Annotated in this window: 21 protein-coding genes; 14 read left to right on the forward strand and 7 right to left on the reverse strand. The window is 73.2% G+C overall.

What is annotated here, in order from left to right; translation table 11 throughout:
* Positions 1-107 precede the first annotated feature (107 nt).
* Positions 108-1,100 carry an EamA family transporter gene (locus WN71_RS00250; RefSeq protein ID WP_046591290.1) on the forward strand — a complete coding sequence of 331 codons (993 nt, stop codon included), beginning with the start codon at positions 108-110 and terminating at the stop codon, positions 1,098-1,100.
* A gap of 9 nt (positions 1,101-1,109) precedes the next feature.
* On the opposite strand, the gene WN71_RS39395 is transcribed toward WN71_RS00250, so the two are convergent.
* Entirely contained in the window at positions 1,110-1,373 is a 264-nt protein-coding gene (locus WN71_RS39395; protein WP_079177559.1) for a DUF397 domain-containing protein, read from the reverse strand.
* Complete coding sequence (locus tag WN71_RS00260; RefSeq protein ID WP_107469516.1) at positions 1,333-2,178, reverse strand: helix-turn-helix domain-containing protein; 846 nt, start codon at positions 2,176-2,178, stop codon at positions 1,333-1,335. Before WN71_RS00260 ends, WN71_RS39395 begins: the two co-directional genes overlap by 41 nt.
* Before the next feature lie 118 nt (positions 2,179-2,296).
* On the opposite strand from WN71_RS00260, the gene WN71_RS00265 reads away from it, so the two are divergent.
* The 8 genes from WN71_RS00265 (at position 2,297) to WN71_RS00300 (ending at position 12,427) form a co-directional block, all read left to right on the forward strand.
* Complete coding sequence (locus tag WN71_RS00265) at positions 2,297-3,094, forward strand: TIGR03084 family metal-binding protein (RefSeq protein ID WP_046591292.1); 798 nt, start codon at positions 2,297-2,299, stop codon at positions 3,092-3,094.
* Between the two features lie 23 nt (positions 3,095-3,117).
* Complete coding sequence (locus WN71_RS00270; RefSeq protein WP_046591293.1) at positions 3,118-4,803, forward strand: acyclic terpene utilization AtuA family protein; 1,686 nt, start codon at positions 3,118-3,120, stop codon at positions 4,801-4,803.
* The gene (locus tag WN71_RS00275; RefSeq protein WP_046591294.1) at positions 4,800-6,398 is read left to right on the forward strand and encodes an acyl-CoA carboxylase subunit beta; all 1,599 of its coding nucleotides are present in this window, start codon (positions 4,800-4,802) and stop codon (positions 6,396-6,398) included. The genes WN71_RS00270 and WN71_RS00275 overlap by 4 nt, the downstream gene beginning before the upstream one ends.
* Before the next feature lie 5 nt (positions 6,399-6,403).
* Complete coding sequence (locus WN71_RS00280; RefSeq protein ID WP_046591295.1) at positions 6,404-8,245, forward strand: acetyl/propionyl/methylcrotonyl-CoA carboxylase subunit alpha; 1,842 nt, start codon at positions 6,404-6,406, stop codon at positions 8,243-8,245.
* Positions 8,246-8,325: 80 nt separating this feature from the next.
* Positions 8,326-9,492: an acyl-CoA dehydrogenase family protein gene (locus tag WN71_RS00285; RefSeq protein ID WP_046591296.1), complete on the forward strand. Its 1,167-nt coding sequence runs from the start codon at positions 8,326-8,328 to the stop codon at positions 9,490-9,492.
* Between the two features lie 28 nt (positions 9,493-9,520).
* Positions 9,521-11,089: a 4-coumarate--CoA ligase family protein gene (locus tag WN71_RS00290; RefSeq protein WP_046591297.1), complete on the forward strand. Its 1,569-nt coding sequence runs from the start codon at positions 9,521-9,523 to the stop codon at positions 11,087-11,089.
* On the forward strand, positions 11,086-11,823 hold the full coding sequence (locus WN71_RS00295) for an enoyl-CoA hydratase family protein (protein WP_046591298.1): 738 nt from the start codon (positions 11,086-11,088) through the stop codon (positions 11,821-11,823). Before WN71_RS00290 ends, WN71_RS00295 begins: the two co-directional genes overlap by 4 nt.
* Before the next feature lie 13 nt (positions 11,824-11,836).
* Positions 11,837-12,427 carry a TetR/AcrR family transcriptional regulator gene (locus WN71_RS00300; RefSeq protein WP_206299983.1) on the forward strand — a complete coding sequence of 197 codons (591 nt, stop codon included), beginning with the start codon at positions 11,837-11,839 and terminating at the stop codon, positions 12,425-12,427.
* 81 nt (positions 12,428-12,508) lie between these two features.
* Here the strand turns inward: WN71_RS00300 and WN71_RS00305 are convergent, their stop codons facing one another.
* Complete coding sequence (locus WN71_RS00305; RefSeq protein ID WP_046591300.1) at positions 12,509-13,609, reverse strand: citrate synthase 2; 1,101 nt, start codon at positions 13,607-13,609, stop codon at positions 12,509-12,511.
* Positions 13,610-13,860: 251 nt separating this feature from the next.
* Here WN71_RS00305 and pdxH point away from each other — a divergent pair, with 251 nt between their 5' ends.
* Positions 13,861-14,535 carry a pyridoxamine 5'-phosphate oxidase gene (gene pdxH, locus WN71_RS00310; RefSeq protein WP_046591301.1) on the forward strand — a complete coding sequence of 225 codons (675 nt, stop codon included), beginning with the start codon at positions 13,861-13,863 and terminating at the stop codon, positions 14,533-14,535.
* 522 nt (positions 14,536-15,057) lie between these two features.
* The gene (locus WN71_RS00315; protein ID WP_046591315.1) at positions 15,058-16,467 is read left to right on the forward strand and encodes a PAS domain-containing protein; all 1,410 of its coding nucleotides are present in this window, start codon (positions 15,058-15,060) and stop codon (positions 16,465-16,467) included.
* Positions 16,468-16,701: 234 nt separating this feature from the next.
* Here the strand turns inward: WN71_RS00315 and WN71_RS00320 are convergent, their stop codons facing one another.
* Positions 16,702-17,457, reverse strand: coding sequence for an SIS domain-containing protein (locus tag WN71_RS00320; RefSeq protein WP_046591302.1), 756 nt, complete (start codon positions 17,455-17,457; stop codon positions 16,702-16,704).
* A 271-nt stretch (positions 17,458-17,728) separates the two neighbouring features.
* On the opposite strand from WN71_RS00320, the gene WN71_RS00325 reads away from it, so the two are divergent.
* Together WN71_RS00325 and WN71_RS00330 are read left to right on the forward strand one after the other, a co-directional pair.
* Positions 17,729-18,421: an iron-dependent transcriptional repressor DtxR gene (locus tag WN71_RS00325; RefSeq protein WP_046591303.1), complete on the forward strand. Its 693-nt coding sequence runs from the start codon at positions 17,729-17,731 to the stop codon at positions 18,419-18,421.
* Positions 18,422-18,983: 562 nt separating this feature from the next.
* A complete protein-coding gene (locus WN71_RS00330) occupies positions 18,984-19,973 on the forward strand; it encodes an alpha/beta fold hydrolase (RefSeq protein ID WP_046591304.1) in 990 nt (329 codons plus the stop codon).
* A 474-nt stretch (positions 19,974-20,447) separates the two neighbouring features.
* Here WN71_RS00330 and WN71_RS00335 read toward each other — a convergent pair whose 3' ends face one another.
* The 3 genes from WN71_RS00335 to WN71_RS00345 are packed head-to-tail and all read right to left on the reverse strand — an operon-like array spanning position 20,448 to position 23,537.
* Positions 20,448-22,037, reverse strand: coding sequence for a hypothetical protein (locus tag WN71_RS00335; protein ID WP_046591305.1), 1,590 nt, complete (start codon positions 22,035-22,037; stop codon positions 20,448-20,450).
* Positions 22,034-22,825, reverse strand: coding sequence for an ABC transporter ATP-binding protein (locus tag WN71_RS00340; RefSeq protein ID WP_046591306.1), 792 nt, complete (start codon positions 22,823-22,825; stop codon positions 22,034-22,036). Before WN71_RS00340 ends, WN71_RS00335 begins: the two co-directional genes overlap by 4 nt.
* Before the next feature lie 58 nt (positions 22,826-22,883).
* Positions 22,884-23,537, reverse strand: a complete 654-nt coding sequence (locus WN71_RS00345; RefSeq protein WP_046591307.1) for a bifunctional DNA primase/polymerase — start codon at positions 23,535-23,537, stop codon at positions 22,884-22,886.
* A 319-nt stretch (positions 23,538-23,856) separates the two neighbouring features.
* On the opposite strand from WN71_RS00345, the gene WN71_RS00350 reads away from it, so the two are divergent.
* Complete coding sequence (locus WN71_RS00350) at positions 23,857-25,242, forward strand: NsdA family TPR-like regulatory protein (RefSeq protein ID WP_046591308.1); 1,386 nt, start codon at positions 23,857-23,859, stop codon at positions 25,240-25,242.
* Positions 25,243-25,456: the final 214 nt, after the last annotated feature.

Consider the following 25,456-nt stretch of genomic DNA (forward strand, 5'->3'; position numbering starts at 1 on the left):
GCAGTTCACACGCCTGACCGAGTCCATTACCCTGGACCCGGAAGTCCATCAGGTTGAACGAATCTCCCTGAGTCCAGAGTCCAGAGCCGAGCCCCCGTGGAACGCCCGTGAGCACCCCCAGCGCCTCCCAGGCAGCCGCCGCCGCGGCCGCCACCGCCCCGACCGCGCCCCAGCCGGCCGGGAGCGCCGCCGCGCCGACCGGCGCCGGACCGGCCCCGACGGGCGTGCCGCACCGCTGGGCCGCCCTCGGCCCGGTCGGTCTCGTCCTCGCGGGCGGGATCTCCGTGCAGTTCGGCGGCGCGCTGGCGGTCACGCTGGTTCCGCGGGCGGGCGCGCTCGGCGTCGTGACGCTGCGCCTGCTGGTGGCCGCGATCGTCCTGCTCGTGGTCTGCCGGCCGCGGCTGCGCGGCCACTCGCGCGCCGACTGGGGGACGGTCGTCGTCTTCGGCATCACCATGGGCGCGATGAACGGGCTCTTCTACCAGTCCATCGCCCGCATCCCGCTGGGCACCGCCGTCACCCTGGAGGTGCTGGGCCCGCTGGCCCTGTCCGTCCTGGCCTCCCGCAGGGCGGTCAACGCGATCTGGGCGGCCCTCGCGCTCGCCGGTGTCTTCCTCCTCGGCGGCGGCGGCTTCGACGGCCTCGACCCGGCGGGCGTGGCGTTCGCGCTCGGCGCCGGGGCCATGTGGGCGGCGTACATCGTCTTCAGCGCCCGCACCGGCCGCCGCTTCCCGCAGGCGGACGGCCTGGCCCTCGCGATGGCAGTGGCCGCCCTGCTGTTCCTCCCGCTCGGCATCGCGGAGTCCGGCACACGGCTGCTGAACCCGACCACCATCGCGCTCGGCTCGGGCGTCGCCGTCCTCTCCTCGGTGCTGCCCTACACCCTCGAACTGCTGGCCCTGCGCCGCCTGCCCGCGTCCACGTTCGCGATCATGATGAGCCTGGAACCGGCCATCGCGGCGACGGCCGGCTTCCTGATCCTGGACCAGGCCCTTTCCGCGATGCAGGCGGCGGCGATCGCCTTGGTCATCGCGGCGAGCATGGGCGCGGTCCGCACCCAGGTGGGTCGCCGCAAGCCGACGGTCCCGGACGTTCCGTAGTCCCTCGCGTCAGCGGAGCGCCCCCACGAACGCCCGGAAGGCGACGCCGGACACGGTCACGACTCCGGCACCGGTGTGCTTGGAGTCGCGCACGGCGACGCGGGGTGCCATGTCGGCGACCTCGACGCAGTCACCTCCGGTACCGCCGCTGTGGGACGACTTGCGCCAGGTGGCACCGTTGAGCGGAGCGCACTCGACGCACTGACCTCCGGTGTCTCCGCTGCGCGAAGACCTACGCCAGTTCGCGCCTGTCAGATCTTGGCCCGTTCCCATAGCGCCCCTCCATCACCCGTGCGATCAGAGCAGCCGAGCCCTCTGCGGAGAGCGCCGCAGCCTGAAGTTGATCGTAACGGAGTGAACTCTCTTTCAAGGCCTGCGGATTGGCTGTCATGTGGCCTTGGATGAAGTCCTCTGTGTAGACCACGTCAGGCTCCTTCTCGAAGCGCAGCACGGCGAACGACCCCATCAGGGCGGTGTGTGCACCGACCTCGAACGGCAGCACCTGCACCTTGATCCACGGCTGTTGCTGGAGAGCCAGCAGGTGTCGCAACTGCTCCCGCATGACCTCCCGGCCGCCTATCTCCTGGTGCAACACGGCCTCGCTCAGAATCACCCATGCGACCGGTGGGTGTTCCTGGGCCAGGATGCGTTGGCGCTCCAAGCGTGCGGCCACCCTCGCGTCCAGCCCCGTCTTGTCTCGTACGCCGAGCACGGCGCGGGCGTATGCCTCGGTCTGGAGCAGGCCGTCCACTAGTTGCGACTGGTAGGTCGAGATATAGGCCGCCCGCGCCTCCATCTCCGCATACGGCTGGAACCAGCTCGGCAACTGGCTGCGCAGCACCAGCCCCACCAGCCGGGAGAACAGCCCACCCGTCTCCAGCGCCATGTCCAACCGCTCGGAGAGATCCCGTTGCGGCACCCGCGCCGCCGTCTCGATCTGCCCGATCAGGGACCCCGTGCAGAACACGATCGTGCCCAGCTGCGCCAGCGTCAGGCCGGCCGCCTCTCGCGCCCTGCGCAGCTCGTAGCCGTAGTAGTCCAAGGGTGACGCGCTCGGGTCCAGTTCGCGGCTTCGCATGTCGACCACCTCCCATGACTCACGGTAGCGACCCGGACGCAAACAGATACGGCCCTGTGGATAACTTATTCATGCAAGCACGCTTGATTGTTTCTGGGGCCGCTGACATGCTCCCCCCATGGCTGACCCGACGCCCGTGATCGACGATCTGTGTGCGGAGAGCGACGAGCTCGACCGGCTGGTGGCCGCGGCGGGGCCGGAGGTGTGGGCGCTGGACACGCCCGCCGCCGGCTGGACCGTCGCCCACCAGATCGCGCACCTCGCCTGGACCGACCACCATTCCGTGCTGGCCGTGACGGACCAGGACGCCTTCTCCCGCGAGGTCGAGAAGGCGCTGGCCCAGCCCGGCGACTTCGTGGACGTGGGTGCGGAGGAGGGCGCGAAGAAGCCCCCCGAGCAGTTGCTCGCGGACTGGCGGGCCGGGCGCAAGGCGCTGGCCGACGCGCTGCGGGCGGCGCCCGCGGGGGCGCGTTTCCCCTGGTACGGGCCGCCGATGGCCGCCGCCTCGATGGCGACCGCGCGGCTGATGGAGACCTGGGCGCACGGACTCGACGTGGCCGACGCGCTGGGTGTCGTACGCGAGCCCACCGACCGGCTGCGGCACATCGCCCGGCTCGGCGTGCGCACCCGCGACTTCGCCTTCGGGGTGAACGGACTCCAGGTCCCGGAGGAGGAGTTCCGTATCGAGCTGACCGCGCCCTCCGGCGGGATCTGGGCGTTCGGCCCCGAGGACGCGGACCAGCGCGTGACCGGGCCCGCCCTCGACTTCTGCCTGCTCGTCACCCAGCGCGCCCACCGCGCCGACCTCGCGCTGACCGCCGAGGGCGAGGCCGCCGACCGCTGGCTGGACATCGCCCAGGCCTTCGCCGGACCGTCCGGCGGCGGCCGCCCGCCGAAGGGGGAGGCGGCCCCGTGACGGCCGAAGGAGGAGACGGCCCCGTGACGGCGGCCCTGCGCATCGGCAACGCCTCCGGGTTCTACGGCGACCGCTTCGACGCCCTGCGCGAGATGCTCACCGGCGGCCCGCTCGACGTCCTCACCGGGGACTATCTCGCCGAGCTGACCATGCTGATCCTCGGCCGGGACCGGCTGAAGGACCCCACCGCCGGGTACGCCCGCACCTTCCTGCGCCAGCTGGAGGAGACCCTCGGGCTCGCCCACGAGCGCGGCGTGAAGATCGTGACCAACGCGGGCGGGCTCAACCCGGCCGGGCTCGCCGCCGCCGTACGGGAACTCGCGGACCGGCTGGGTGTGCCGGTGCGGGTCGCCCACGTCGAGGGCGACGACCTGACCGCCCGGTACCCGGGCACCCTCGCCGCCCACGCCTACCTCGGCGGCTTCGGCATCGCCGAGTGCCTGCGCGCGGGCGCGGACATCGTGGTGACCGGCCGGGTCACCGACGCGGCCCTGGTCACCGGGCCTGCCGCCGCCCACTTCGGCTGGGGGCCCGGCGACCACGACCGGCTCGCGGGCGCGGTCGTCGCCGGGCACGTGCTGGAGTGCGGCACCCAGGCCACCGGCGGCAACTACGCCTTCTTCCAGGACGGCGACGTGCGCCGGCCCGGCTTCCCGCTCGCCGAACTGCACGAGGACGGCAGCTGCGTCGTCACCAAGCACGACGGCACCGGCGGCTTCGTCGACGTCGGCACGGTCACCGCCCAGCTGCTCTACGAGACGGCGGGCGCCCGGTACGCGGGACCCGACGTCACCGCCCGCCTGGACACCGTACGGCTCACGCAGGACGGGCCCGACCGGGTGCGGATCGACGGGGTGCGGGGCGAGGCACCGCCGCCCACGCTGAAGGTCGGCCTCAACACGTTCGGCGGCTTCCGCAACGAGGTCGCCTTCGTCCTCACCGGACTCGACGTCGAGGCCAAGGCCGCCCTGGTGCGGGCGCAGATGGAGGACGCGTTCGACCGCGCCAAGTCCCGCCCCGCGGACGTCCGCTGGGACCTCGTGCGCACCGACCGCGCCGACGCGGACACCGAGGAGACGGCCAGCGCGCTGCTCCGGCTGGTCGTGCGCGACCCCGACCAGGCCGCCGTCGGACGCGCCCTGAGCGGGGCCGCGATCGAGCTGGCCCTCGCCAGTTACCCGGGCTTCAACGTCCTCGCCCCGCCCGGAAAGGGCGCGCCCTACGGGGTGTTCGAGGCCGACCACGTGCCCCAGGGGGAGGTCCCGCACGTGGCCGTCCTGCCCGAGGGGCGCCGTATCGACGTCGAACCCGCCTCGGACACGCGCCCGTTGGTGCACGTGCCCGAGCCGTCGCTGCCCGAGCCGCTGCCCGCCGGACCGGTCCGGCGCGCCCCGCTCGGGCTCGTCGCGGGCGCGCGCAGCGGCGACAAGGGCGGGGACGCCAACGTCGGCGTGTGGGCGCGCACCGACGACGCCTGGCGGTGGCTCGCCCACGAGCTGACCGTCGAGCGGTTCCGGGAGCTGATCCCGGAGAGCGCCCCGCTGACCGTCGTACGGCACGTGCTGCCCGGTCTGCGCGCCCTGAACTTCGTGGTGGAGGGAGTGCTCGGCGCGGGCGTCGCCTCCCAGCACCGTTTCGACCCGCAGGCCAAGGCCCTCGGCGAATGGCTGCGCTCCCGCCACCTGGACATCCCGGAGGCCCTGCTGTGACCGTCCTGTCCTCCCAACTGGACATCGCGAGCCCGGACTTCCGGGCGCACCGCGAGACCATGCTCGGCAAGCTCGCCGACCTGGAGACCGAGCACGCCAAGGCGCTGGCCGGCGGCGGCGAGAAGTACGTGCAGCGCCACCGCGGGCGCGGCAAGCTCCTCGCCCGCGAGCGCATCGAGTTGCTCCTCGACCCGGACACGCCGTTCCTGGAGCTGTCCCCGCTGGCCGCGTGGGGCAGCGAGTACGCGGTCGGCGCGTCCCTGGTCACCGGGATCGGCGTGGTCGAGGGCGTCGAGTGCCTGATCACCGCCAACGACCCGACCGTGCGCGGCGGCGCGAGCAACCCGTGGAGCCTGAAGAAGGCCCTGCGCGCCAACGACATCGCACTCGCCAACCGGCTGCCCTGCATCAGCCTGGTGGAGTCCGGCGGCGCCGACCTGCCCTCGCAGAAGGAGATCTTCATCCCCGGGGGCGCGATCTTCCGCGACCTGACCCGGCTCTCGGCGGCGGGCATCCCCACCGTGGCGGTCGTGTTCGGCAACTCGACCGCGGGCGGCGCGTACGTCCCCGGCATGTCCGACCACGTCATCATGGTCAAGGAGCGCGCCAAGGTGTTCCTCGGCGGGCCGCCGCTGGTGAAGATGGCCACCGGCGAGGAGAGCGACGACGAGTCGCTCGGCGGCGCGGAGATGCACGCGCGCGTGTCGGGCCTCGCCGACTACTTCGCGGTCGACGAGCGCGACGCGCTGCGCCAGGCCCGCCGGGTCGTGGCCCGCCTCAACCACCGTAAGGCGTACGGCGATCCGGCCCCGGCCGAGCCGCCCAAGTACGACCCGGAGGAACTCCTCGGGATCGTCCCCGGCGACCTGAAGATCCCCTTCGACCCGCGCGAGGTCATCGCCCGGATCGTCGACGGCTCCGACTTCGACGAGTTCAAGCCGCTGTACGGCACCAGCCTGACCACCGGCTGGGCCGCCCTGCACGGCTACCCGGTCGGCATCCTCGCCAACGCCCAGGGCGTGCTGTTCAGCGAGGAGTCGCAGAAGGCGGCGCAGTTCATCCAGCTCGCCAACCAGCGCGACATCCCGCTGCTGTTCCTGCACAACACCACCGGCTACATGGTCGGCAGCCGCTACGAGCAGGGCGGCATCATCAAGCACGGCGCGATGATGATCAACGCGGTCTCCAACTCGCGCGTGCCGCACCTGTCCGTGCTGATGGGCGCCTCCTACGGCGCCGGGCACTACGGCATGTGCGGGCGCGCCTACGACCCGCGCTTCCTGTTCGCGTGGCCCAGCGCCAAGTCCGCCGTCATGGGTCCGCAGCAGCTGGCCGGCGTGCTGTCCATCGTCGCCCGGCAGTCGGCCGCCGCGCGCGGGCTGCCGTACGACGACGAGGCGGACGCCGGGCTGCGCGCCATGGTGGAGCAGCAGATCGAGTCCGAGTCCCTGCCGATGTTCCTGTCGGGGCGGCTGTACGACGACGGCGTCATCGACCCGCGCGACACCCGCACCGTGCTCGGCCTGTGCCTGTCGGCCATCCACACCGCGCCCTTCGAGGGCGCGCGCGGTGGCTTCGGCGTCTTCCGGATGTGAGGGCCATGATCACTTCTGTACTGGTGGCGAACCGCGGCGAGATCGCCTGCCGCATCTTCCGCACCTGCCGCGACCTCGGCATCCGCACGGTCGCCGTGCACTCGGACGCCGACGCGGGCGCGCTGCACACGCGCGTGGCCGACACGGCCGTACGGCTGCCGGGCGCGGCGCCCGCGGAGACGTATCTGCGCGGCGACCTGATCGTGAAGGCGGCCGTCGCCGCCGGCGCGGACGCCGTCCACCCCGGCTACGGCTTCCTCTCCGAGAACGCCGACTTCGCGCGCGCCGTCCTGGACGCGGGCCTGGCCTGGATCGGCCCGCCGCCCGAGGCGATCGAGGCGATGGCGTCCAAGACCCGCGCCAAGGAGCTCATGGGGCTCGCGTCCCTGACCGACGTCACCGAGGCCGACCTGCCGGTGCTGGTGAAGGCGGCCGCGGGCGGCGGGGGGCGCGGTATGCGCGTCGTGCGCCTGCTGGACGAGCTGGGCGACGCCCTGGAGAGCGCGCGCGCCGAGGCCGCGAGCGCCTTCGGGGACGGCGAGGTCTTCGTCGAGCCCTACCTCGAAGGCGGCCGCCACGTCGAGGTGCAGATCCTCGCCGACACCCACGGCACGGTGTGGGCGCTCGGCACCCGCGACTGCTCCCTCCAGCGGCGCCACCAGAAGGTCATCGAGGAGGCGCCCGCGCCCGGCCTGTCCGACGCGCTCCAGGAGGAGCTGCGCACGCTGGCCGTGCGCGCCGCGCGCGCCGTCGACTACGCCGGCGCGGGCACCGTGGAGTTCCTCGTCGAGGGCGAGCGGGCGCACTTCCTGGAGATGAACACCCGCCTCCAGGTGGAACACCCGGTCACCGAGGCCGTGTTCGGCGTCGACCTGGTCGCGCTCCAGATCGCCGTCGCCGAGGGCGGCGCCCTGGACGCCGAACCGCCCGCGCCCCGCGGCCACGCCGTCGAGGCCCGCCTGTACGCGGAGGACCCGGCGCGCGGCTGGGCCCCGCAGACCGGCACCCTGCACCGCCTGGACGTGCCCGACACCATCCGCCTGGACACCGGGCTCACCGGCGGCGACGAGATCGGCGTGCACTACGACCCGATGCTCGCCAAGGCCGTCGCCCACGCGCCCACGCGCGCGGAGGCCGTGCGCAAGCTGGCCGGAGCGCTGGAGCGGGCCCGCATCCACGGCCCCGTCACCAACCGCGACCTCCTCGTGCGCTCCCTGCGCCACGAGGAGTTCACGAGCGGCCGCATGAACACCGGCTTCTACGACCGCCACCTCGCCGCCCTCACCACGCCCGAGCCGGACCCGTGGGCGCCGCTCGCCGCCGCCCTCGCGGACGCGCACGGCCGCTCCCGCTTCGGCGGCTGGCGCAACCTGTCCTCGCAGCCGCAGACCAAGCGCTACGCCCTCGGCGACGAGGAGGTCGAGGCCGCCTACCGGCACACCCGCGACGGCCTCGCCGCGGACGGCGTGCGGGTCGTGCACGCCGACGCCGCCCTCGTCGTCCTCGAGGTGGACGGTGTACAGCGCCGGTTCGAGGTGGCCCGCCACGGCGACCGCGTGCACGTCAACAACACCGCGCTCACCGTCCTGCCCCGCTTCCCCGACCCGGCCGCCCAGCGCGCCCCCGGCTCGCTGCTCGCGCCCATGCCCGGCACGGTCGTCAAGGTCGCCGAGGGGCTCGCGGTCGGATCTCCCGTCGAGGCCGGTGAACCGATCGTGTGGCTCGAAGCGATGAAGATGCAGCACCGCATCTCCGCACCGGTCACCGGGACCCTGACAGCTCTGCACGCCAAGCCCGGCCAGCAGGTCGAGGTTGGCATGTTGCTGGCGGTAGTACAGGAAGCCTAGGGGCGCGGGGAACTGCGCGAACGACCACGAACGACCCGCACTCTCCAGACGGCCAGCAGTCGCCTTCTCTTAGGAGCCCCATGAGTCCCGTCATCGAATCCGACGAACACAAAGCGCTCCGCGCCGCGGTCGCCGCGCTCGGCAAGCGCTACGGCCGCGCGTACCTGACGGCGCTCGCCGCCGAGGGCGGCCACCCCGACGAGCTGTGGGCGGAGGCCGGCAAGCTGGGCTACCTGGGCGTGAACCTGCCCGAGGAGCACGGCGGCGGGGGCGGCGGCATCGCGGAGCTGTCCATCGTCCTGGAGGAGCTGGGCGCGGCGGGCTGCCCGCTGCTGATGATGGTGGTCTCGCCCGCCATCTGCGGCACCGTCATCGCCCGCTTCGGCACCGAGTCGCAGAAGCAGGCGTGGCTGTCCGGACTCGCCGACGGCAGCCGCACCATGGCCTTCGGCATCACCGAGCCCGACGCGGGGTCCAACTCGCACCGGATCACCACCACCGCCCGCCGCGACCCGGACAGCGGCGACTGGCTGCTCACCGGCCGCAAGGTGTTCGTCTCCGGCGTGGACATCGCCGACGCCACCCTCATCGTCGGCCGCACCGCCGACGCCCGCACCGGCTCCCTCAAGCCCTGCCTGTTCATCGTCCCGCGCGACGCCCCCGGCTTCCAGCGCCGCGCCATCGACATGGAACTCAGCGCCGCGGAGAAGCAGTTCGAGCTCGTGCTCGACGACGTACGGCTGCCCGCCGACGCCCTGGTGGGCGACGAGGACGCGGGGCTGCTCCAGCTGTTCGCCGGGCTCAACCCCGAGCGGATCATGACGGCCGCCTTCGCGATCGGCATGGGCCGCTTCGCCCTCGCCCGCGCCGTGGAGTACGCGCGCGAGCGGACCGTCTGGAAGGCCCCCATCGGCGCCCACCAGGCCATCGCCCACCCGCTCGCCCAGGCCCACATCGACCTCGAACTCGCCCGCCTGATGATGCAGAAGGCCGCCGCCCTCTACGACGCCGGGGACGACATCGGCGCCGGAGAGGCCGCCAACATGGCCAAGTACGCGGCGGGGGAGGCCTGCGTGAAGGCGGTCGACCAGGCCGTGCACACCCTCGGCGGCAACGGGCTCACGCGGGAATTCGGCCTCGCCTCGTTGATAACGGCGGCCCGCGTCTCCCGTATAGCTCCGGTGAGCCGGGAGATGATTCTCAACTACATCTCCCACCAGACCCTGGGTCTGCCCAAGTCGTACTGACCGCCGCAGCGTTGCGCGAGGAGGAACCATGTTCCGCAGCGAGTACGCCGATGTCCCGCCCGTGGAACTGCCCATCCACGAGGCGGTCCTGGGCCGCGCCGCCGAGTTCGGTGACACGCCCGCCCTGATCGACGGCACCGACGGCACCACCCTGACCTACGAGCAGCTGGACCGGTTCCACCGCCGTGTCGCGGCCGGCCTCGCCGAGGCCGGCCTGCGCAAGGGCGACGTGCTCGCGCTGCACAGCCCCAACACCATCGCCTTCCCCACCGTCTTCTACGCCGCCACCCGCGCGGGCGCCGCGGTCACCACCGTGCACCCGCTCGCCACCGCCGAGGAGTTCGCCAAACAGCTGAAGGACTCCGCGGCCCGCTGGATCGTCACCGTCTCCCCGCTCCTGGAGACCGCCCGCCGCGCCGCCGAACTCGCGGGCGGCGTCGAGGAGATCTTCGTCTGCGACAGCGCGAGCGGCCACCGTTCCGTCCTCGACATGCTGGCCTCCACCGCGCCCGAGCCGGAGGTGGAGATCGACCCCGTGGAGGACGTCGCCGCGCTGCCGTACTCCTCGGGCACGACCGGCGTGCCCAAGGGCGTCATGCTCACCCACCGGCAGATCGCCACCAACCTGGCCCAGCTCGAACCCCTCGTCGGCGCCGAGCCGGGCGAACGCATCCTGGCCGTCCTGCCGTTCTTCCACATATACGGCCTGACCGCCCTGATGAACGCGCCGCTGCGGCACGGCGCGACCGTCGTCGTGCTGCCCCGCTTCGACCTGGAGACGTTCCTCGCCGCCATCCAGAACCACCGCATCACCGGGCTGTACGTCGCCCCGCCCATCGTCCTCGCCCTGGCCAAGCACCCGGCCGTCGCCCAGTACGACCTGTCGTCGCTGAAGTACCTGCTCAGCGCCGCAGCCCCGCTGGACGCCCGGCTCGCCGCCGCCTGCTCCCAGCGCCTCGGGCTGCCGCCGGTCGGGCAGGCGTACGGCATGACGGAGCTCTCCCCGGGCACCCATGTCGTCCCGCTCGACGCCATGCACGACGCGCCCGCGGGCACCGTCGGCAAGCTCATCGCCGGCACCGAGATGCGCGTCGTCTCCCTCGACGACCCCGACAAGGACCTCGACGTCGGCGAGCCCGGCGAGATCCTCATCCGCGGCCCCCAGGTGATGAAGGGCTACCTCGGCCGGCCCGACGCCACCGCCGCGATGATCGACGCCGACGGCTGGCTGCACACCGGCGACGTCGGGCACGTCGACGCGGACGGCTGGCTGTTCGTCGTCGACCGGGTGAAGGAACTCATCAAGTACAAGGGCTTCCAGGTCGCGCCCGCCGAACTGGAGGCGCTGCTGCTCACCCACCCGGGCATCGCCGACGCCGCCGTGGTCGGCGCGTACAACGACGAAGGCAACGAGATCCCGCACGCCTTCGTCGTCCGCCAGCCCACCGCCGCGGACCTCACCGAGCAGGAGATCATGCTCTACGTCGGCGAGCGCGTCGCCCCCTACAAGCGGGTCCGCCGGATCACCTTCATCGAGGGCGTGCCCCGCGCCGCCTCCGGCAAGATCCTCCGCCGCGAACTGAGGAACCTCGCATGACCGCACTCGTCGGCCGCGCCCACGAGCGCGGCATCACCACCCTCAGCCTCGACGCCGTCGAGCGGCGCAACGCGCTGTCGGCCGCGCTGGTCGGGGAGCTCGCCGACGCGCTGACCGACTGCGGCAAGGACGCCGACGTCCGCGCGGTCGTCCTCACCCACACCGGCACCACCTTCAGCGCGGGCGCCGACCTGCGCGACCCGCCGCGTCCCGACGCCCTCGTCGGCCTGCTCCGGCAGATCGTCGAGCTGCCCAAGCCGGTCGTCGCCCGGGTCACCGGGCATGTCCGCGCGGGCGGCCTCGGCCTCCTCGCGGCCTGCGACATCGCGGCGGCCTCCGGCGCGGCGAGCTTCGCCTTCACCGAGGTCCGCATCGGTGTCGCGCCCGCCGTCATCTCGCTGCCGGTGCTGGCCCGCGCCGACCCGCGCGCCGTCGCCCGCCTCTACCTCACCGGCGAGCGCTTCGACGCCGCCGAGGCCGTGCGCACCGGGCTGCTCACCGCGGCGGGCGACGACGTGGACGCCGTACTCGAACCGGTCCTGGACGGGCTCAGGCGCTCCGCGCCCGAAGCCCTGGCCGCGACGAAAGCGCTGCTCACGGCTAGGGTGCTGGAGGCATTCGACCGGGACGCGGCGGACCTCACCGCGCTCTCGGCCCGGCTGTTCGCCTCCCCGCAGGCCCGCGAGGGGATGACGGCCTTCCTCGAACGACGGGACCCCGCATGGGTGGTGTGAGACCGGGATGGGCATGACCGCAGTCGACCGCGCTCCCAAGCAGGACCGCAGCCGGGCCACCCGGCAGCGGCTCCTGGAGGCCGCCGTGGCCTGCCTCGCCGAGCACGGCTGGGCGGGCTCCACGGTGTCCGTCGTCGCCGAGCGCGCGGGCGTCTCCCGGGGCGCGGCCCAGCATCACTTCCCCACCCGCGAGGACCTGTTCACGGCGGCCGTCGAGTACGTCGCCGAGGAACGCTCCAGCGCCCTGCGGGATCTGTTCCCGCAGGGCGCCGCCGACCGCCGCGCGGTGGTCCGCGCCCTCGTCGACCTGTTCACCGGGCCGCTGTTCCGCGCCGCCCTGCACCTGTGGGTGGCCGCGTCCGACGAGGAACAGCTGCGCGCCCGGGTCACCGAGCTGGAGGCCCGGGTCGGCCGCGAGACCCACCGCATCGCCGTCGACCTGCTCGGCGCCGACGAGTCCCGGCCGGGCGTACGCGAGAGCGTCCAGGGCCTCCTCGACATGGCCCGCGGCCTCGGCCTCGCCAACCTCCTCACGGACGACACAGCCCGCCGAGACCGGGTGGTAGCCCAATGGGCCACCCTCCTGGACACGGCCCTGGAGTAGTCCGGCGCCCGAAGGGGCGCGGGGAACCGCGCGATCAGCCCGAACGAGTCGGCACTCGCCCACGCGCCCCGGCAACCCGCGTCAGTGCGCGACCCCGGCGAACCCGGGGATGTCCTCCGGCCGACGCGCACGCGGACCGACATATTCCGCCGAAGGCCGCACCAGGCGACCGGTCCGCTTCTGCTCCAGGATGTGCGCCGACCACCCCGCCGTCCGCGCGCACGTGAACATCGACGTGAACATGTGCGCCGGCACCTCCGCGAAGTCCAGCATGATCGCCGCCCAGAACTCCACGTTCGTGGCGAGCACCCGGTCCGGCCGCCGGTTGTGCAGCTCCTCCAGCGCCGCCTTCTCCAGCGCCTCCGCGATCTCGAACCGCGGAGCGCCGAGCTCGCGCGCCGTGCGCCGCAGCACCCGCGCGCGGGGGTCCTCGGCCCGGTACACCCGGTGCCCGAAGCCCATCAGCCGCTCACCGCGGTCCAGGGCCTTCTTGACGTAGCCCACCGCGTCGCCGGTCCGCTCGATCTCCTCGATCATGCCCAGCACGCGGGAGGGCGCCCCGCCGTGCAGCGGGCCGGACATCGCGCCGACCGCCCCGGAGAGCGCGGCCGCGACATCGGCGCCGGTCGAGGCGATGACCCGGGCGGTGAAGGTGGAGGCGTTCATGCCGTGCTCGGCGGCGGAGGTCCAGTAGGCGTCGACGGCCGCGACATGCTTCGGGTCCGGCTCACCCCGCCAGCGGATCATGAAGCGCTCGACGACCGACTGCGCCTTGTCGATCTCCCGCTGCGGCACCATCGGCCTGCTCTGGCCGCGCGCGGACTGGGCGACGTACGACAGGGCCATGACGGCGGCGCGCGCGAGGTCGTCGCGGGCCCGCCGCTCGTCGATGTCGAGCAGCGGCTTCAGGCCCCACACGGGCGCGAGCATGGCGAGCGCGGACTGGACGTCCACGCGGATGTCACCGGAGTGCACGGGGATCGGGAACGGCTCGGCGGGCGGCAGTCCGGGGTTGAAGGCACCGTCGACGAGCAGGCCCCAGACGTTGCCGAAGGAGACATGACCGACCAGGTCCTCGATGTCGACGCCCCGGTAACGGAGGGCGCCGCCCTCCTTGTCCGGTTCGGCGATCTCCGTCTCGAACGCGACGACTCCTTCGAGCCCGGGTACGAAGTCGGACATCAGGCGGCTCCTCACGATGGGTACGGCGGGTGGGGGGTGCGGGTGCGGGATCGGTTCTGCGGGAAACGGGAACGGGGGCGCACCGGGGACGGGTGCGCGCAGCACCGGGACGGCACTTGAACGATATCTCCGAGTGCCACCGTTGGGGAGGGTGAGCGGCACTCAGTGCCACATATTGCCGCTCGACGCCGGATCGAGGGGACGGCGGGCGCCCTGGCCGGGACCGGGCGTCCATACGGCAAGATGACCGCGTGACCGATCGTGATCCCCTCCTCGACCCCGCCGCGATGCGCGCGCACTACCGGGCCGAGGGCCTCGACGAGACCGGCCTGGCCGCGCATCCCATGCACCAGTTCACCCGATGGTTCGAGGAGGCGGTGTCGGCCGCCGCGCGGGGACTGGTGTACGAACCGAACGCGGTGGTCGTCTCCACGGCGGACGCCCAGGGACGCCCCAGCTCACGCACGGTCCTGATGAAGGACTACGACGACCAGGGCTTCGTCTTCTACACCAACTACGACTCCCGCAAGGCCCGGGACCTCGCCGAGAACCCGCATGTCTCGCTGGTCTTCCCCTGGCACCCGATGGCCCGCCAGGTCGTCGTCACCGGCACCGCGCGCCGCACCGGCCGCGACGAGACCGCCGCGTACTTCCGCACCCGCCCGCACGGCTCGCAGCTCGGCGCCTGGGCGAGCACCCAGTCCGCGGTGATCGAGTCGCGCGCCGAACTGGACGCCGTGTACGAGGAGCTGACGGCCCGCTACCCCGAGGGCGAACAGGTGCCGGTGCCGCCGCACTGGGGCGGCTTCCGGGTGGCCCCGCAGACGGTGGAGTTCTGGGCGGGCCGCGAGAACCGCCTGCACGACCGCCTGCGCTACGTCGCCGAGGCGAACGGCGACTGGCGGGTGGAGCGCCTCAGCCCCTGAGGCGCTCGGGGCCGGGGCCGGGGGCCGGAGAAGGGCCGTACACGCAGGCGACCCGCGAGCTCGGGTCCCTCCGCCCTGCGGCGGAGGAGCCGGCCGGACGTACCGGCGAGCTCGCGGGTCGGGTGACTGCTTGGGATTGGGCCGGCTGCGTGTTTCGAGGACACGTCGGTCCGGCACCGCACAGGTGTGGTGACGGGCGCTAGCCCGCAGCCACCTCCGACGTCCGGGATGCATACATGCTCCGAACCACCTCCTCTCTTCGGTGACCACACACTACGAAGCCGACGCGAAGCGCTCAAGGGGTTTTTCGCGGATCGGGATCGAGGTCTACGCGCGCTGCTCGACGGCCGTCGCGGAAGGTGCAAAACTGGGCCATTCGGCAGGAACGGCCCCCGCACGGCGTACAACGATTCCCTCAATCTTGTGGGAACCCGCTGTGTGCTGCGTCACGGTCGAGTTGAATGATGACCAGTGAGCGAACCGACGCGCCGTTCGTGCGGACGCAGCGTGCAGGGGGTCCAGGTGAGTGCTTCCCGGCGTAGTGGGACCACCGACGAGCTGGGGCCGGACGAGCCCGAGCCCGGTCGGGACGGAGCCGACGGCTCGGGCGGTCCGGAGCTGCTCGCGGCGTTGCTCGACGGGATGGACGCGGCCCTGTGCGCCTTCGACGCGGACGGGGCGGTGACCCACTGGAACCGCGAGGCCGAGCGCATCCTCGGCTGGACCGCGGCCGAGGCCGTCGGACGGCCGGGCCTCGCCGGCTGGGCGGTGCGCAGCGCCGACGCCGAGGAGGTCGAGAAGCGGCTGCTGTCCGCGATGCACGCCCCCGGACGCCAGGTGCACGAGTTCGCGCTGCTCACCAAGGACGGCGGCCGGGTCCTGGTGCGGACGCAGTCGGCGGCCGTGCGCGGCCCGGACGGCACCCCGGCCGGGGTGTACTGCGCCTTCAGCGAGGTGCACACACAGATCGACCTGGAGCGCTCCATCGCGCTCAGCGAGGCCCTGTTCGAGGACGCCTCCTGGGGCGTCGTCCTCGTCGACGCCGACCTCAGGCCCGCCGTGCTGAACGCGTTCGCGGCCCGCGCGCTGGGCATCGGGCGCACCTCCGCGCTCGGCCGCCCGCTCGGCGAGCTGCTCGCCCAGGGCGTCGACGAGCTGGAGGGCGCGCTCACCCATGTGCTGGCCGAGGGCGCGCCGCCCGCGCCCGCCGAGCTGTGGGTGAGCGTGCGCACCGCCGAGGGCGAGAAGCGGCGCTGCTGGCGCAACGGTTTCCTGCGGCTGGCCTCGCCGCTCGCGGAGGAGCCGGTCCCGCTCGGTGTGGGCTGGCTGTTCCAGGACGTCACCGAGGCCAAGCAGAACGAGCAGGAGGCGGCGCTGCTGCGGTTCCGCGCCAGCCAGCTGCACCGGGCCGCGCGCGCCGCGGCCGAGTGCGAGGACCCGGTGGAGGCGGCCACCGTCCATCTCGACTTCGCGCTCGCCGGGTTCGCCGACCACGCGCTGATCGACCGGGTGGCGGGCGGCGCGCCGGCCGCCGGGGAGAGCGCGGGGCCGGTCCGGCTCGTGCGGGTCGCGGCGACGCCCGCGGGCGCGCCGGGGCCGAGCGTGCTCGCCGGCCGGTCCGGCATCCCGGTGCGCTACGACGACGGGCACCCGGCGCTCCAGTGTGTGGAGCGGACCGGCTCGGTGCGGGCCGACGCGGGCGGCGCGGCCGCCGAGCGGGCCCGCGAGTGGGCTCTGGCCCGCAAGTGGCCGGAGGACTCGGTGCACGCGCTGTGCGCGGTGCTGCGCAGTCGCGGCCGCACCCTCGGCGTCGTGACGTTCCTGCGCGGGGGTGGCCGCAGCCGGTTCGAGCGGGCGGACGCGACGTATGCGGAGGATGTGGCCGTACGGATCGCTGCGGCGCTGGATCTGGCGGGAATGCCGGGGCGCTGAGCGCGCGGCGGCCCTCCCCGGCACCGCGCCCCTGTCGATCATTGGTGCGGGTCGGTGGGGGCTGGTCGCGCAGTTCCCCGCGCCCCTGGGTGGGGGTTGCTCGCGCAGCTCCCCGCGCCCCTTTCAGGGGCTTGGGCAGGTGTGCCCCGTCAGGGGCGCGGGGAACTGCGCGACCAGCCACGACGAGCCCGCAGGGGTCATTCAAGGGGCGCGGGCGTCGGCGGTCGGTCCGGGTCAGGGGCGGTAGAAGATCCGGTCGCGGTACTGCTCCATGACCCGGGTGTTCCACTCGTGGCCGCCGTCGACGTTGCCGGAGCGCAACAGCGGCGGCTCGATGCCCCGGTCCGCGAGGATGCCCGCCGCCGTGGCCACGACCGCCTGCATGATCGCCGAGGTGACCACCGTCGAGGCGGGCGCGAACGGTGCCGGGATGCCCGGCGCGGTCAGCTCCGCGTCGCCGACGGCGATCCGGGAGTCGAGCACGATGTCGCAGTGGTCCCTCAGATACGTCCCCGAGACGTGCCGGGACTTGGTCTCCTCGGCGTAGGCCACCGACGTCAGGCCGACGACCTTCACACCGAGCGCGCGGGCGCTCATCGCCATCTCCACGGGCAGCGCGTTGCGCCCGGACAGAGAGATGATCACCAGCGTGTCGCCCGCGCGCAGCGGCGAGGTGCCGAGGACGGCCGAGGCGAGTCCGTCGACGCGCTCCAGCGCCGAGCCGAGCGTCGCGGGCATCACGTCGACACCGACGACACCGGGGACGGTGAGCAGGTTCATCAGGGCCAGCCCGCCGGCCCGGTAGACGACGTCCTGGGCGGGCAGCGAGGAGTGCCCCGCGCCGAACGCGAACAGCCGCCCGCCCCCCTGCACGGTGTCGGCGAGCAGCGTGCCGGCCGCGGTGATCGCGTCGGCCCCCTCGTCCCGCACCTGTTGCAGCAGCCCGATCGCCGCGTCGAAGAACTCTCCGGCCAGCGTGCCGTCGGTCATGCGCGGGGGTCCCTTCGAGGCGGGTGAACGTGTCCGCGGAGTCAGGTGCACAGGCCCGCGGACGGTGCCGCCCCGCGAACGTGTCGCGGATCACGGTGCGGTCTGGACCACAGCGCTGTCAATACGGAGTCCCCGCCGCGTACCTGCCTGTAACCGCTTGGTTTCAACGGCGCGGCACGGTTGTCGGTGGTATGCGTCAGAATTGACATCCAGGGCCAGCGCACGCGCCGGTGAGCCGTCGAGTTCCCGGCAGAGGTAACGAGGGGCACGAATGTCCGGACTGATCGACACCACGGAGATGTATCTCCGCACCATCCTCGAGCTGGAGGAAGAAGGTGTGGTCCCGATGCGCGCCCGCATCGCGGAGCGGCTCGACCAGAGCGGACCGACCGTCAGCCAGACCGTGGCGCGGATGGAGCGGGACGGCCTCGTCTCGGTGGCCAGCGACCGGCATCTGGAGCTCACCGACGAGGGCCGCCGGCTGGCGACGCGCGTGATGCGCAAGCACCGGCTCGCGGAGTGTCTGCTCGTCGACGTGATCGGCCTGGAGTGGGAGCAGGTGCACGCGGAGGCCTGTCGCTGGGAGCACGTGATGAGCGAGGCCGTGGAGCGCCGGGTGCTGGAGCTGCTGCGCCACCCCACCGAGTCGCCCTACGGCAACCCGATCCCGGGCCTGGAGGAACTGGGCGAGAAGGACGGCGCCGACCCCTTCCTGGACGAGGGCATGGTCTCGCTGGCCGACCTCGACCCGGGCGCGGACGGCAAGACGGTCGTGGTGCGCCGCATCGGCGAGCCGATCCAGACGGACGCCCAGCTGATGTACACGCTGCGGCGGGCGGGTGTGCAGCCCGGTTCGGTGGTCAGCGTGACCGAGTCCGCGGGCGGGGTGCTGGTGGGCAGCGGCGGCGAGGCGGCCGAGCTGGAGTCCGAGGTCGCCTCGCACGTCTTCGTCGCCAAGCGCTGAGCGGTCCGGGGCCCTTCCGCGCCAAGGACGTGAACATCTGTCAACTTCCGCTCGATGAGAGGAAGTTGAGGTGCGGTTTCGGACGGGGTGAATCCAAGATTCAGTGGCGCGAATCGCAGCGCTTCGGCCGTATGCGTGCGAGGCTGAACGCGCAAGGCAGAGGACCTGAGGGGGCGGGGAGGATGTGCCGCAGTCGTGAGGAGGGCCCCGGCGCCGCATGGCGCCGGGGCCTGTCCTCCCCTGTGCTGACCCGGAGCCCCGAGCTCCCAGGGTCAGTCCCCGCGGACCGGTTTCCCCGAGCGGTCCGCCCCCCGCAGAAGATCTCCCCGCGTCGGCGTCGATCATTCCTCGCGAGTGGTCACTCGAACGAGGGGGTTTGTCCGCGGAGACCCCATTTTCGAATACGTATTCGATAGGCTCGAGAGGCTCGCGGTGATCCGCAGCCGAGGTTCCCGCCGGAGGCACCGGGGAAGCACGGGACCGTGCGGGCCGCAGCGGCAGCAGATCGGGGCAGGACAGCTGGAGCGAGTGGTCCGAGCGGAGCTAGGGGGTGCCAGGGCCAATGGCGCGGCGCATCGACGTGACCGGAGCGGGGGGCGTACGCCTCGCGGCCTGGGAGTTCGGAGACCCTCCCAAGGCCGACCCGCAGCAGATCTCGGCGTACGCCATTCCGGCGCAGGGCGCGGGACACGACCACGGCGGTCCGGACGGGCGTTCCGGCGCGTACGCCGGCGGGCAGCACCATGACGGCCGTCGCCCCGGGGGCCGCGCCGATCCCGACGGGCCCCCGGGCGCCCTGTTACTCCACGGCCTGATGGGCCGCGCCTCGCACTGGGCGTCCACCGCCCGCTGGCTCTCCGGGCGCCGGCGCGCCATCGCGCTCGACCAGCGAGGCCACGGCCAGAGCGAGAAGCCCCCGCAGGCCGCCTTCAGCCGGGAGGCGTATGTCGAGGACGCGGAGGCGGCGCTCGAACAGCTCGCGCTCGCCCCGGCCGTCCTCATCGGCCACGCCATGGGCGCGCTCACCGCGTGGCAGCTGGCCGCGCGCCGCCCCGACCTGGTCTGCGGTCTGATCATCTGCGACATGCGGGCCTCCCCGCTCGGCGCCGCCTCGCAGCGCGAGTGGGCGGACTGGTTCCGGTCCTGGCCGACGCCGTTCGCCACCCTCGCGGACGTCCGGAAGTGGTTCGGCGAGGACGATCCCTGGGTGGAGCGCCCCAGCGCGGCGCGCGGCGAGTTCTACGCCGAGGTGATGCACGAGTCCGCCGACGGCTGGCGGCCGGTCTTCGATCCCGACCAGATGCTGCGCACCCGCGAGACCTGGGTGCACGACGCGCACTGGGAGGAACTGGCTCAGGTGCGATGCCCCGCACTCGTGGTGCGGGGGCTCGACGGGGAGCTGGGGCGGGCGGAGGCGCAGGAGATGGTGCGGGTGTTGCCTCTTGGCGAGTATGCGGAGGTGGCTGAGGCGGGGCATCTTGTCCACTACGACCAGCCGGAGGCTTGGCGGGCGGCTATTGAGCCGTTCCTGGATGCCGTCCACACGGCGTGACTCGCGTCGCGTCGCGTCGGTGGTCGGCTGCGGGTCGCTAGGCCTCACCCGCGCAGTTCCCCGCGCCCCTGGTCACCTGCGGGTGGGTGGGGGCTGTTCGCGCAGTTCCCCGCGCCCCTGGGGATGTGCGGCGGGGCGGGACTTGTTCGCGCAGTTCCCCGCGCCCCTGGGGGGTGTGTGGCTGGGCGGGGTTTCTTCGTGTGGTGCCTCGCGCCTCTGGGAAAGTGCGGCTGGGTGGGGGTTGCTCGCGCAGTTCCCCGCGCCCCTGAAAGGGGCGCGGGGAACTGCGCGACCAGCCACGACGAGCCCGCAGGGGTCATTCAAGGGGCGCGGGGAACTGCGCGAACAACCCCCGCCCACCCGCGGGGGAGGCATGTGAGGGGCGCGGGGAACTGCGCGAACAACCCCCACCCACCCGCGGGGGAGGCACTTGAGGGGCGCGGGGAACTGCGTGGAGGGGGCGGGGCTCGGGGTTCAGGTCTTGCTTACTGCCAGGAGGATTTCTGGTAGGCGGGTCGCCGTGCGGGGAGCCGCCAGGTGGAGGCCCAGCAGGGTCACCCCGGCCCCGTACAGCCCGCCGGCCGGCAACAGCGCCCAGCTCCACCCGTCCCCGCCCTCGCTCACGTTCAGCCAGATCGTCAGGGCGATCACCGGAGCGCACAGCAGAGCCGCCGAGACCATCCCGCCGAAGATCGAGATCCAGGCGAGCCCCGCCTGACCGGGCACCACGTTCTTGTGGCCCTCCTGCGGGATCGAGTACGGAAAGCGCGCCGACGTCCACGCCCCGGTCGCCAGCATCGCGCCGAGCAGCGCGAACGACAGCCCGAGCACCTCGGGCAGCTTCGGCCAGTCGCCGAGCAGCGCCGTCGTCAGCGTCGTGACGAGGGTGGCGTACGGCAGGGTGATCACCAGCAGCGCGAGCGCGCGGCCGCGCAGCTCGACGTAGGCGTCACGCGGCGAGGAGATCGTCGTCGCGACCAGCCAGAACGCCGAGGTGTCCTGCCCGAACTGGTTGTACATCTGGATGCCGAGCATCCCGGCGGCGAAGCAGGCGAAGTAGATCGAGCCGGTGCCCTGGAGCGCGTTGAACACCGGCACGATCAGACCGATGGCGAGCGAGGTCACCCACGCCGCCTTGGTCTTCGGATCGCGCCAGACATAGCGCAGGCTGCGCTCCATGACCGTGCCGGTGCGCCCGCCCGGCAGCAGCCGCGCCAGGCCCGTACGGGAGCGGTCGCGGCCGGCGGGCTCGGCGGCCTGGAGGGTGGAGGCGTCGGGCGTGGTCATCAGCCGGGTCAGGCTGCGGCCCCACACCGCGAGCAGCACGGCCGGCGCCGCCGCGCTCAGCACCAGCTGGGCCGCCGCGACGCCGTAGGAGCCCGTGCTCACCGAGTCCACCGCGCCGATCGCCGACGCGGGCGGCACCCAGCGCAGCACGTCCCCGACGGGCTGGAGCTGCCCGAGGCCGGACGAACCGAGCCGCTGGACACCGAAGTTGACCACCTGCGCGCCGATCGCGACGACCAGGCCGCTGAGCACCGCGAGGTCGCGCCCCCGACGGCTGGTCAGCAGCCGGATGTTGGCGGTGGCCACCGTCCGCGCGAGCGCCACGCAGACCAGCAGCGCGAGGGCGACCGCGACGACCGCGACGAGCCAGGCCGCCGCGGAGTGCGCGACCGACACCGCGCAGCCGGCCAGCACCAGCAGCGAGAACAGCGGGCCGATGCCGACCAGCGAGGCCGCGAGCAGCGCCCGCACCAGCGGCCGGGGGCGCAGCGGCAGCATCACCAGCCGGGTCGGGTCCAGGGTCTCGTCGCCGCCCGGGAAGAACAGCGGCATCACCGTCCAGCCCAGCGCGAGCACGGCCGTGGCGAGGACCGCGACGGCGTCGGCGTGCGCGTGCCCGCGCAGCGCGACGAACCCGAGCAGCTGCGCCGCGGCGAACAGGAGCGCGAGGACCGCGGAGAAGACGTAGGCGGCCCGTCGTCCGGCGGACTGCCGCAGCCCGTTACGGAGCAGCGACAGCTTCAGCCGTACGACGACGGAGGTGGTGCCGGCCGTCATCGGGCCCCGCCGCCCAGCCAGTCCAGGTCCGAGGAGGCGTCCCGGCCCCGGGCGCCGACCAGTTCGAGGAACGCCGTCTGGAGGGTGGGGGCCTCGCCGCGGACCTCGTCCAGGGTGCCGTGCGCCCGGATGCGCCCGGCCGCCATCACGGCGACCCAGTCGCACAGCGACTCCACCAGCTCCATCACGTGCGAGGAGAAGACGACGGTGGCACCGGAGGCCGTGTAGCGCTCCAGGACGCCCCGGATGATCTGCGCGGAGACCGGGTCGACACCCTCGAACGGCTCGTCCAGGAAGAGGACTTCGGGGTTGTGCAGCAGGGCCGCGGCGAGCCCGATCTTCTTGCGCATACCGGTGGAGTAGTCGACGACCAGCTTGTGCTGGGCGCCGGCCAGGTCGAGCACGTCGAGCAGCTGCGCGGCCCGCTTGTCGACCTCGGCGCCGGGCAGTCCGCGCAACCGGCCCGAGTAGGAGAGCAGTTCGCGGCCGGACAGCCGCTCGAACAGGCGCAGCCCCTCGGGCAGCACGCCGATCCGCGCCTTCACGGCGACCGGGTCGCGCCACACGTCGTGCCCGACCACCGAGACGCTGCCCTGGTCGGGCCGGAGCAGCCCGGTGACCATGGACAGCGTGGTGGTCTTGCCGGCCCCGTTCGGGCCGACCAGGCCGATGAACTTCCCCGCGGGCAGCTCCAGATCGATCCCGGCGACCGCCACCTGCTGCCCGAACCGTTTCCACAGCCCCTGCACGCGTACGGCGGGCGTCCCCGCGCCTGATGCGTCCGTCATGCGGGAAACCCTACGGGTCGGCCCCCGCGGGGAGCAGGAGCCGACGGGACCGGTGCGATCAGCGGTCGCGGCCGCAGGCGTAGGCGAGGGGCGAGATCAGCTCCTCCGCGTCCGGCAGCCAGCGGTTGGCGGGGGTGGGGCGGCAGGCCCACTGCACGGCCCCGCGGGCCGCGAACCGGGTGGGCGGCGCCGCCACGTACGCCCCCTCGCCCAGGGCGACCAGGTCGAGCGAGGACTGCGACCAGCCGATCTTGCGCAGCAGTTCGGGCACCTTCGCGGAGGCGCCCGGCAGCACGAAGAAGCGCATCCTGCGGTCCGGGGAGAGCGTCACGGGCCCGAGCGTCAGCTCCATCCGCTCCATGCGGGCGAGCGCGAGGAACCCGGCGCTCTCGGGCACCTCGATCACGTCGAAGGTACGGCCCGTCGGCAGCAGGATCGAGGCGGTCGGCTGCTTCTGCCACATCCGGCGGGCGACCGTCGCGCTCCCCGTGGCCTGGGCCGCCCAGTCCGCGCGCGTGGGGTGCGCGCCGGGCGCCGCGCACCCGGCGTCCTCGCAGGAGCAGCGCTGCACCCCGTCGGCCGTCTCCAGCCAGGTACCGGGAAAGACGTCCCAGTGGCGCTCCTCGGCATAGCGAACTGCGGTCTCCAGCAGCGATTCCCCGCGCTGCTGCGGGATCTGAGCGGTGTCGGCGCCTGTGATCGTCTCTTCCACGCCCCACACAACTCCGGAGTCCACCTGGAGTTACGGCCGTAGCGCGCGCGGGGGAGGAGCACTTGTTCGGCAACTGGGGCGCATGGGTGCACGGATGGGGGCGCGCGGGAGGAACCACCACCTGTCCCGGGTAGCCACCTACAGGGGGTGGCATCCGCCTTTACCCCGGCAATCCTCGCATGTCCCGCATTACCGGTATGTCGGCGGGGCATTGATCTTCACGGTCGGACCTCCTCGCCGCACGGCGCGAAGGCCCGGGTCAGGGAAGACGACACAACTCGGTGCGTGGGCAGGCACCGCAGCCTCAGGGGGTACGCCAATGGCCGCAAGGCCGCTTGTCGCGCGGCAGCCGAACGAACGGTTGCAGGCGCTCATCCAGGAGGCGGGGTGCTCGAACGCCGGGCTCGCCCGCCGCGTCAACATGTGCGGAGCGGAGCACGGTCTCGACCTGCGCTACGACAAGACGTCGGTGGCGCGCTGGCTGCGCGGACAGCAGCCGCGCGGCCGCGCCCCCGCGATCATCGCCGAGGCGCTGGGCCGCAAACTGGGCCGGACGGTCACGATCGACGAGATCGGCATGGCCAACGGCAAGAACCTCGCGTCCGGCGTCGGCCTCCAGTTCTCGCCGACGGTCCTGGGCGCCATCGAGCAGGTCTGCGAGCTGTGGCGCAGCGACGTGGGCCGCAGAGACTTCCTGTCCGGCTCGTCCGTCGCCGCGTCCGCGCTGGTCGAGCCGAGCCGCGACTGGCTGATCACCGCGCCGGACACCCAGGTGGCCCGCTCGGCGGGGCCGCGCGTGGGGCAGGCGGACGTCGCCGCGGTGCGGGCGATGACGCAGGCGCTGACCGACCTGGACCACCAGTACGGCAGCGGGCATGTGCGCCCGGTCGTCGTGCACTACCTCAACAGCGTGGTCTCCGGGCTGCTCGCGGGCTCCTACCGGGAGGCCGTCGGCCGCGAACTGTTCGCCGCCGTGGCCCGGTTGACGGAGCTGGCCGGGTACATGGCGGTCGACACCGGGCAACCGGGCCTGGCCCAGCGCTACTACATCCAGGCGCTGCGGCTGGCCCAAGCGTCGGGCGACCGCGGCTACGGCGGCTATGTGCTCGCCGCGTCGATGAGCCATCTCGCCGCACAGCTCGGAAACCCGCGTGAGATCGCCCAGTTGGCGCGGGCGGCGCAGGAGGGCGCCCGCGGCCGGGTGACCCCGCGGGCCGAGGCGATGTTCCACGCCGCCGAGGCGCGCGGACACGCGCTGCTCGGCGACGCGCGCGCCGCGCAGCTGGCGTCGGGGCGCGCGGTGAGCGCGCTGGAGGCGGCGGACCCGGACTCCGGCGACGACCCGCCGTGGATCAGGCACTTCGACGAGGCGTACCTGGCGGACGAGTTGGCGCACTGCCACCGCGATCTGGGGCAGGCCGAGGCCGCGGCCCGGTGCGCGGAGGAGTCGCTGGCCGGGCATCCGGAGAGCCGGGCGCGGCGGCGGGCCATCGGCTATGTCCTGCTGGCCACGGCTCAGGTGCAGCAGCGCGAGGTGGAACAGGCGTGCAGCACCGGCCTCAAGGCGATCGAACTGCTGCAGGGGCTGCGCTCCAACCGGGGCGCCGAGTACCTGGAGGACCTCCAGCAGCGGCTGGAGCCGTTCCGGGAGGAGTCGGTGGTCCGGGAGTTCGGGGCGCGGCTGGAGCTGCAGCAGGCGGCGTGAGCCCGGGACCGGGCGGGGCGGCCGGGCGAACTCGCCGCCCCCGCACCGGTCATGGGCCCTGCCCGGGTCGGTGAACGCCCGGGGTACGGGCGATTGACGTGAGGGAGGTGGGCGGAAGGCGCGTCGCGGGCCCGGATTGTCGATGCGGTCACAGGGAACCCGGTCAGGACCTGTCCTGCATGGCACCGGGCTCGGGGGACCCGGTACCGTGAGC

Origin of the sequence: Streptomyces mangrovisoli (assembly GCF_000974985.2) — a bacterium.
Lineage (GTDB): Bacteria > Actinomycetota > Actinomycetes > Streptomycetales > Streptomycetaceae > Streptomyces > Streptomyces mangrovisoli.

Excerpts from the sequence above, each read along its gene's own strand:
- WN71_RS00340 (WP_046591306.1), bottom strand. The coding sequence starts at position 22,825 with ATGACGGACGCATCAGGCGCGGGGACGCCCGCCGTACGCGTGCAGGGG.
- WN71_RS00300 (WP_206299983.1), top strand. The coding sequence starts at position 11,837 with ATGACCGCAGTCGACCGCGCTCCCAAGCAGGACCGCAGCCGGGCCACC.
- WN71_RS00335 (WP_046591305.1), bottom strand. The coding sequence starts at position 22,037 with ATGACGGCCGGCACCACCTCCGTCGTCGTACGGCTGAAGCTGTCGCTG.
- WN71_RS39395 (WP_079177559.1), bottom strand. The coding sequence starts at position 1,373 with ATGGGAACGGGCCAAGATCTGACAGGCGCGAACTGGCGTAGGTCTTCG.
- WN71_RS00260 (WP_107469516.1), bottom strand. The coding sequence starts at position 2,178 with ATGCGAAGCCGCGAACTGGACCCGAGCGCGTCACCCTTGGACTACTAC.
- WN71_RS00290 (WP_046591297.1), top strand. The coding sequence starts at position 9,521 with ATGTTCCGCAGCGAGTACGCCGATGTCCCGCCCGTGGAACTGCCCATC.
- WN71_RS00350 (WP_046591308.1), top strand. The coding sequence starts at position 23,857 with ATGGCCGCAAGGCCGCTTGTCGCGCGGCAGCCGAACGAACGGTTGCAG.
- WN71_RS00320 (WP_046591302.1), bottom strand. The coding sequence starts at position 17,457 with ATGACCGACGGCACGCTGGCCGGAGAGTTCTTCGACGCGGCGATCGGG.
- WN71_RS00325 (WP_046591303.1), top strand. The coding sequence starts at position 17,729 with ATGTCCGGACTGATCGACACCACGGAGATGTATCTCCGCACCATCCTC.
- WN71_RS00285 (WP_046591296.1), top strand. The coding sequence starts at position 8,326 with ATGAGTCCCGTCATCGAATCCGACGAACACAAAGCGCTCCGCGCCGCG.
- WN71_RS00305 (WP_046591300.1), bottom strand. The coding sequence starts at position 13,609 with ATGTCCGACTTCGTACCCGGGCTCGAAGGAGTCGTCGCGTTCGAGACG.
- WN71_RS00265 (WP_046591292.1), top strand. The coding sequence starts at position 2,297 with ATGGCTGACCCGACGCCCGTGATCGACGATCTGTGTGCGGAGAGCGAC.
- WN71_RS00330 (WP_046591304.1), top strand. The coding sequence starts at position 18,984 with ATGGCGCGGCGCATCGACGTGACCGGAGCGGGGGGCGTACGCCTCGCG.
- WN71_RS00295 (WP_046591298.1), top strand. The coding sequence starts at position 11,086 with ATGACCGCACTCGTCGGCCGCGCCCACGAGCGCGGCATCACCACCCTC.
- WN71_RS00280 (WP_046591295.1), top strand. The coding sequence starts at position 6,404 with ATGATCACTTCTGTACTGGTGGCGAACCGCGGCGAGATCGCCTGCCGC.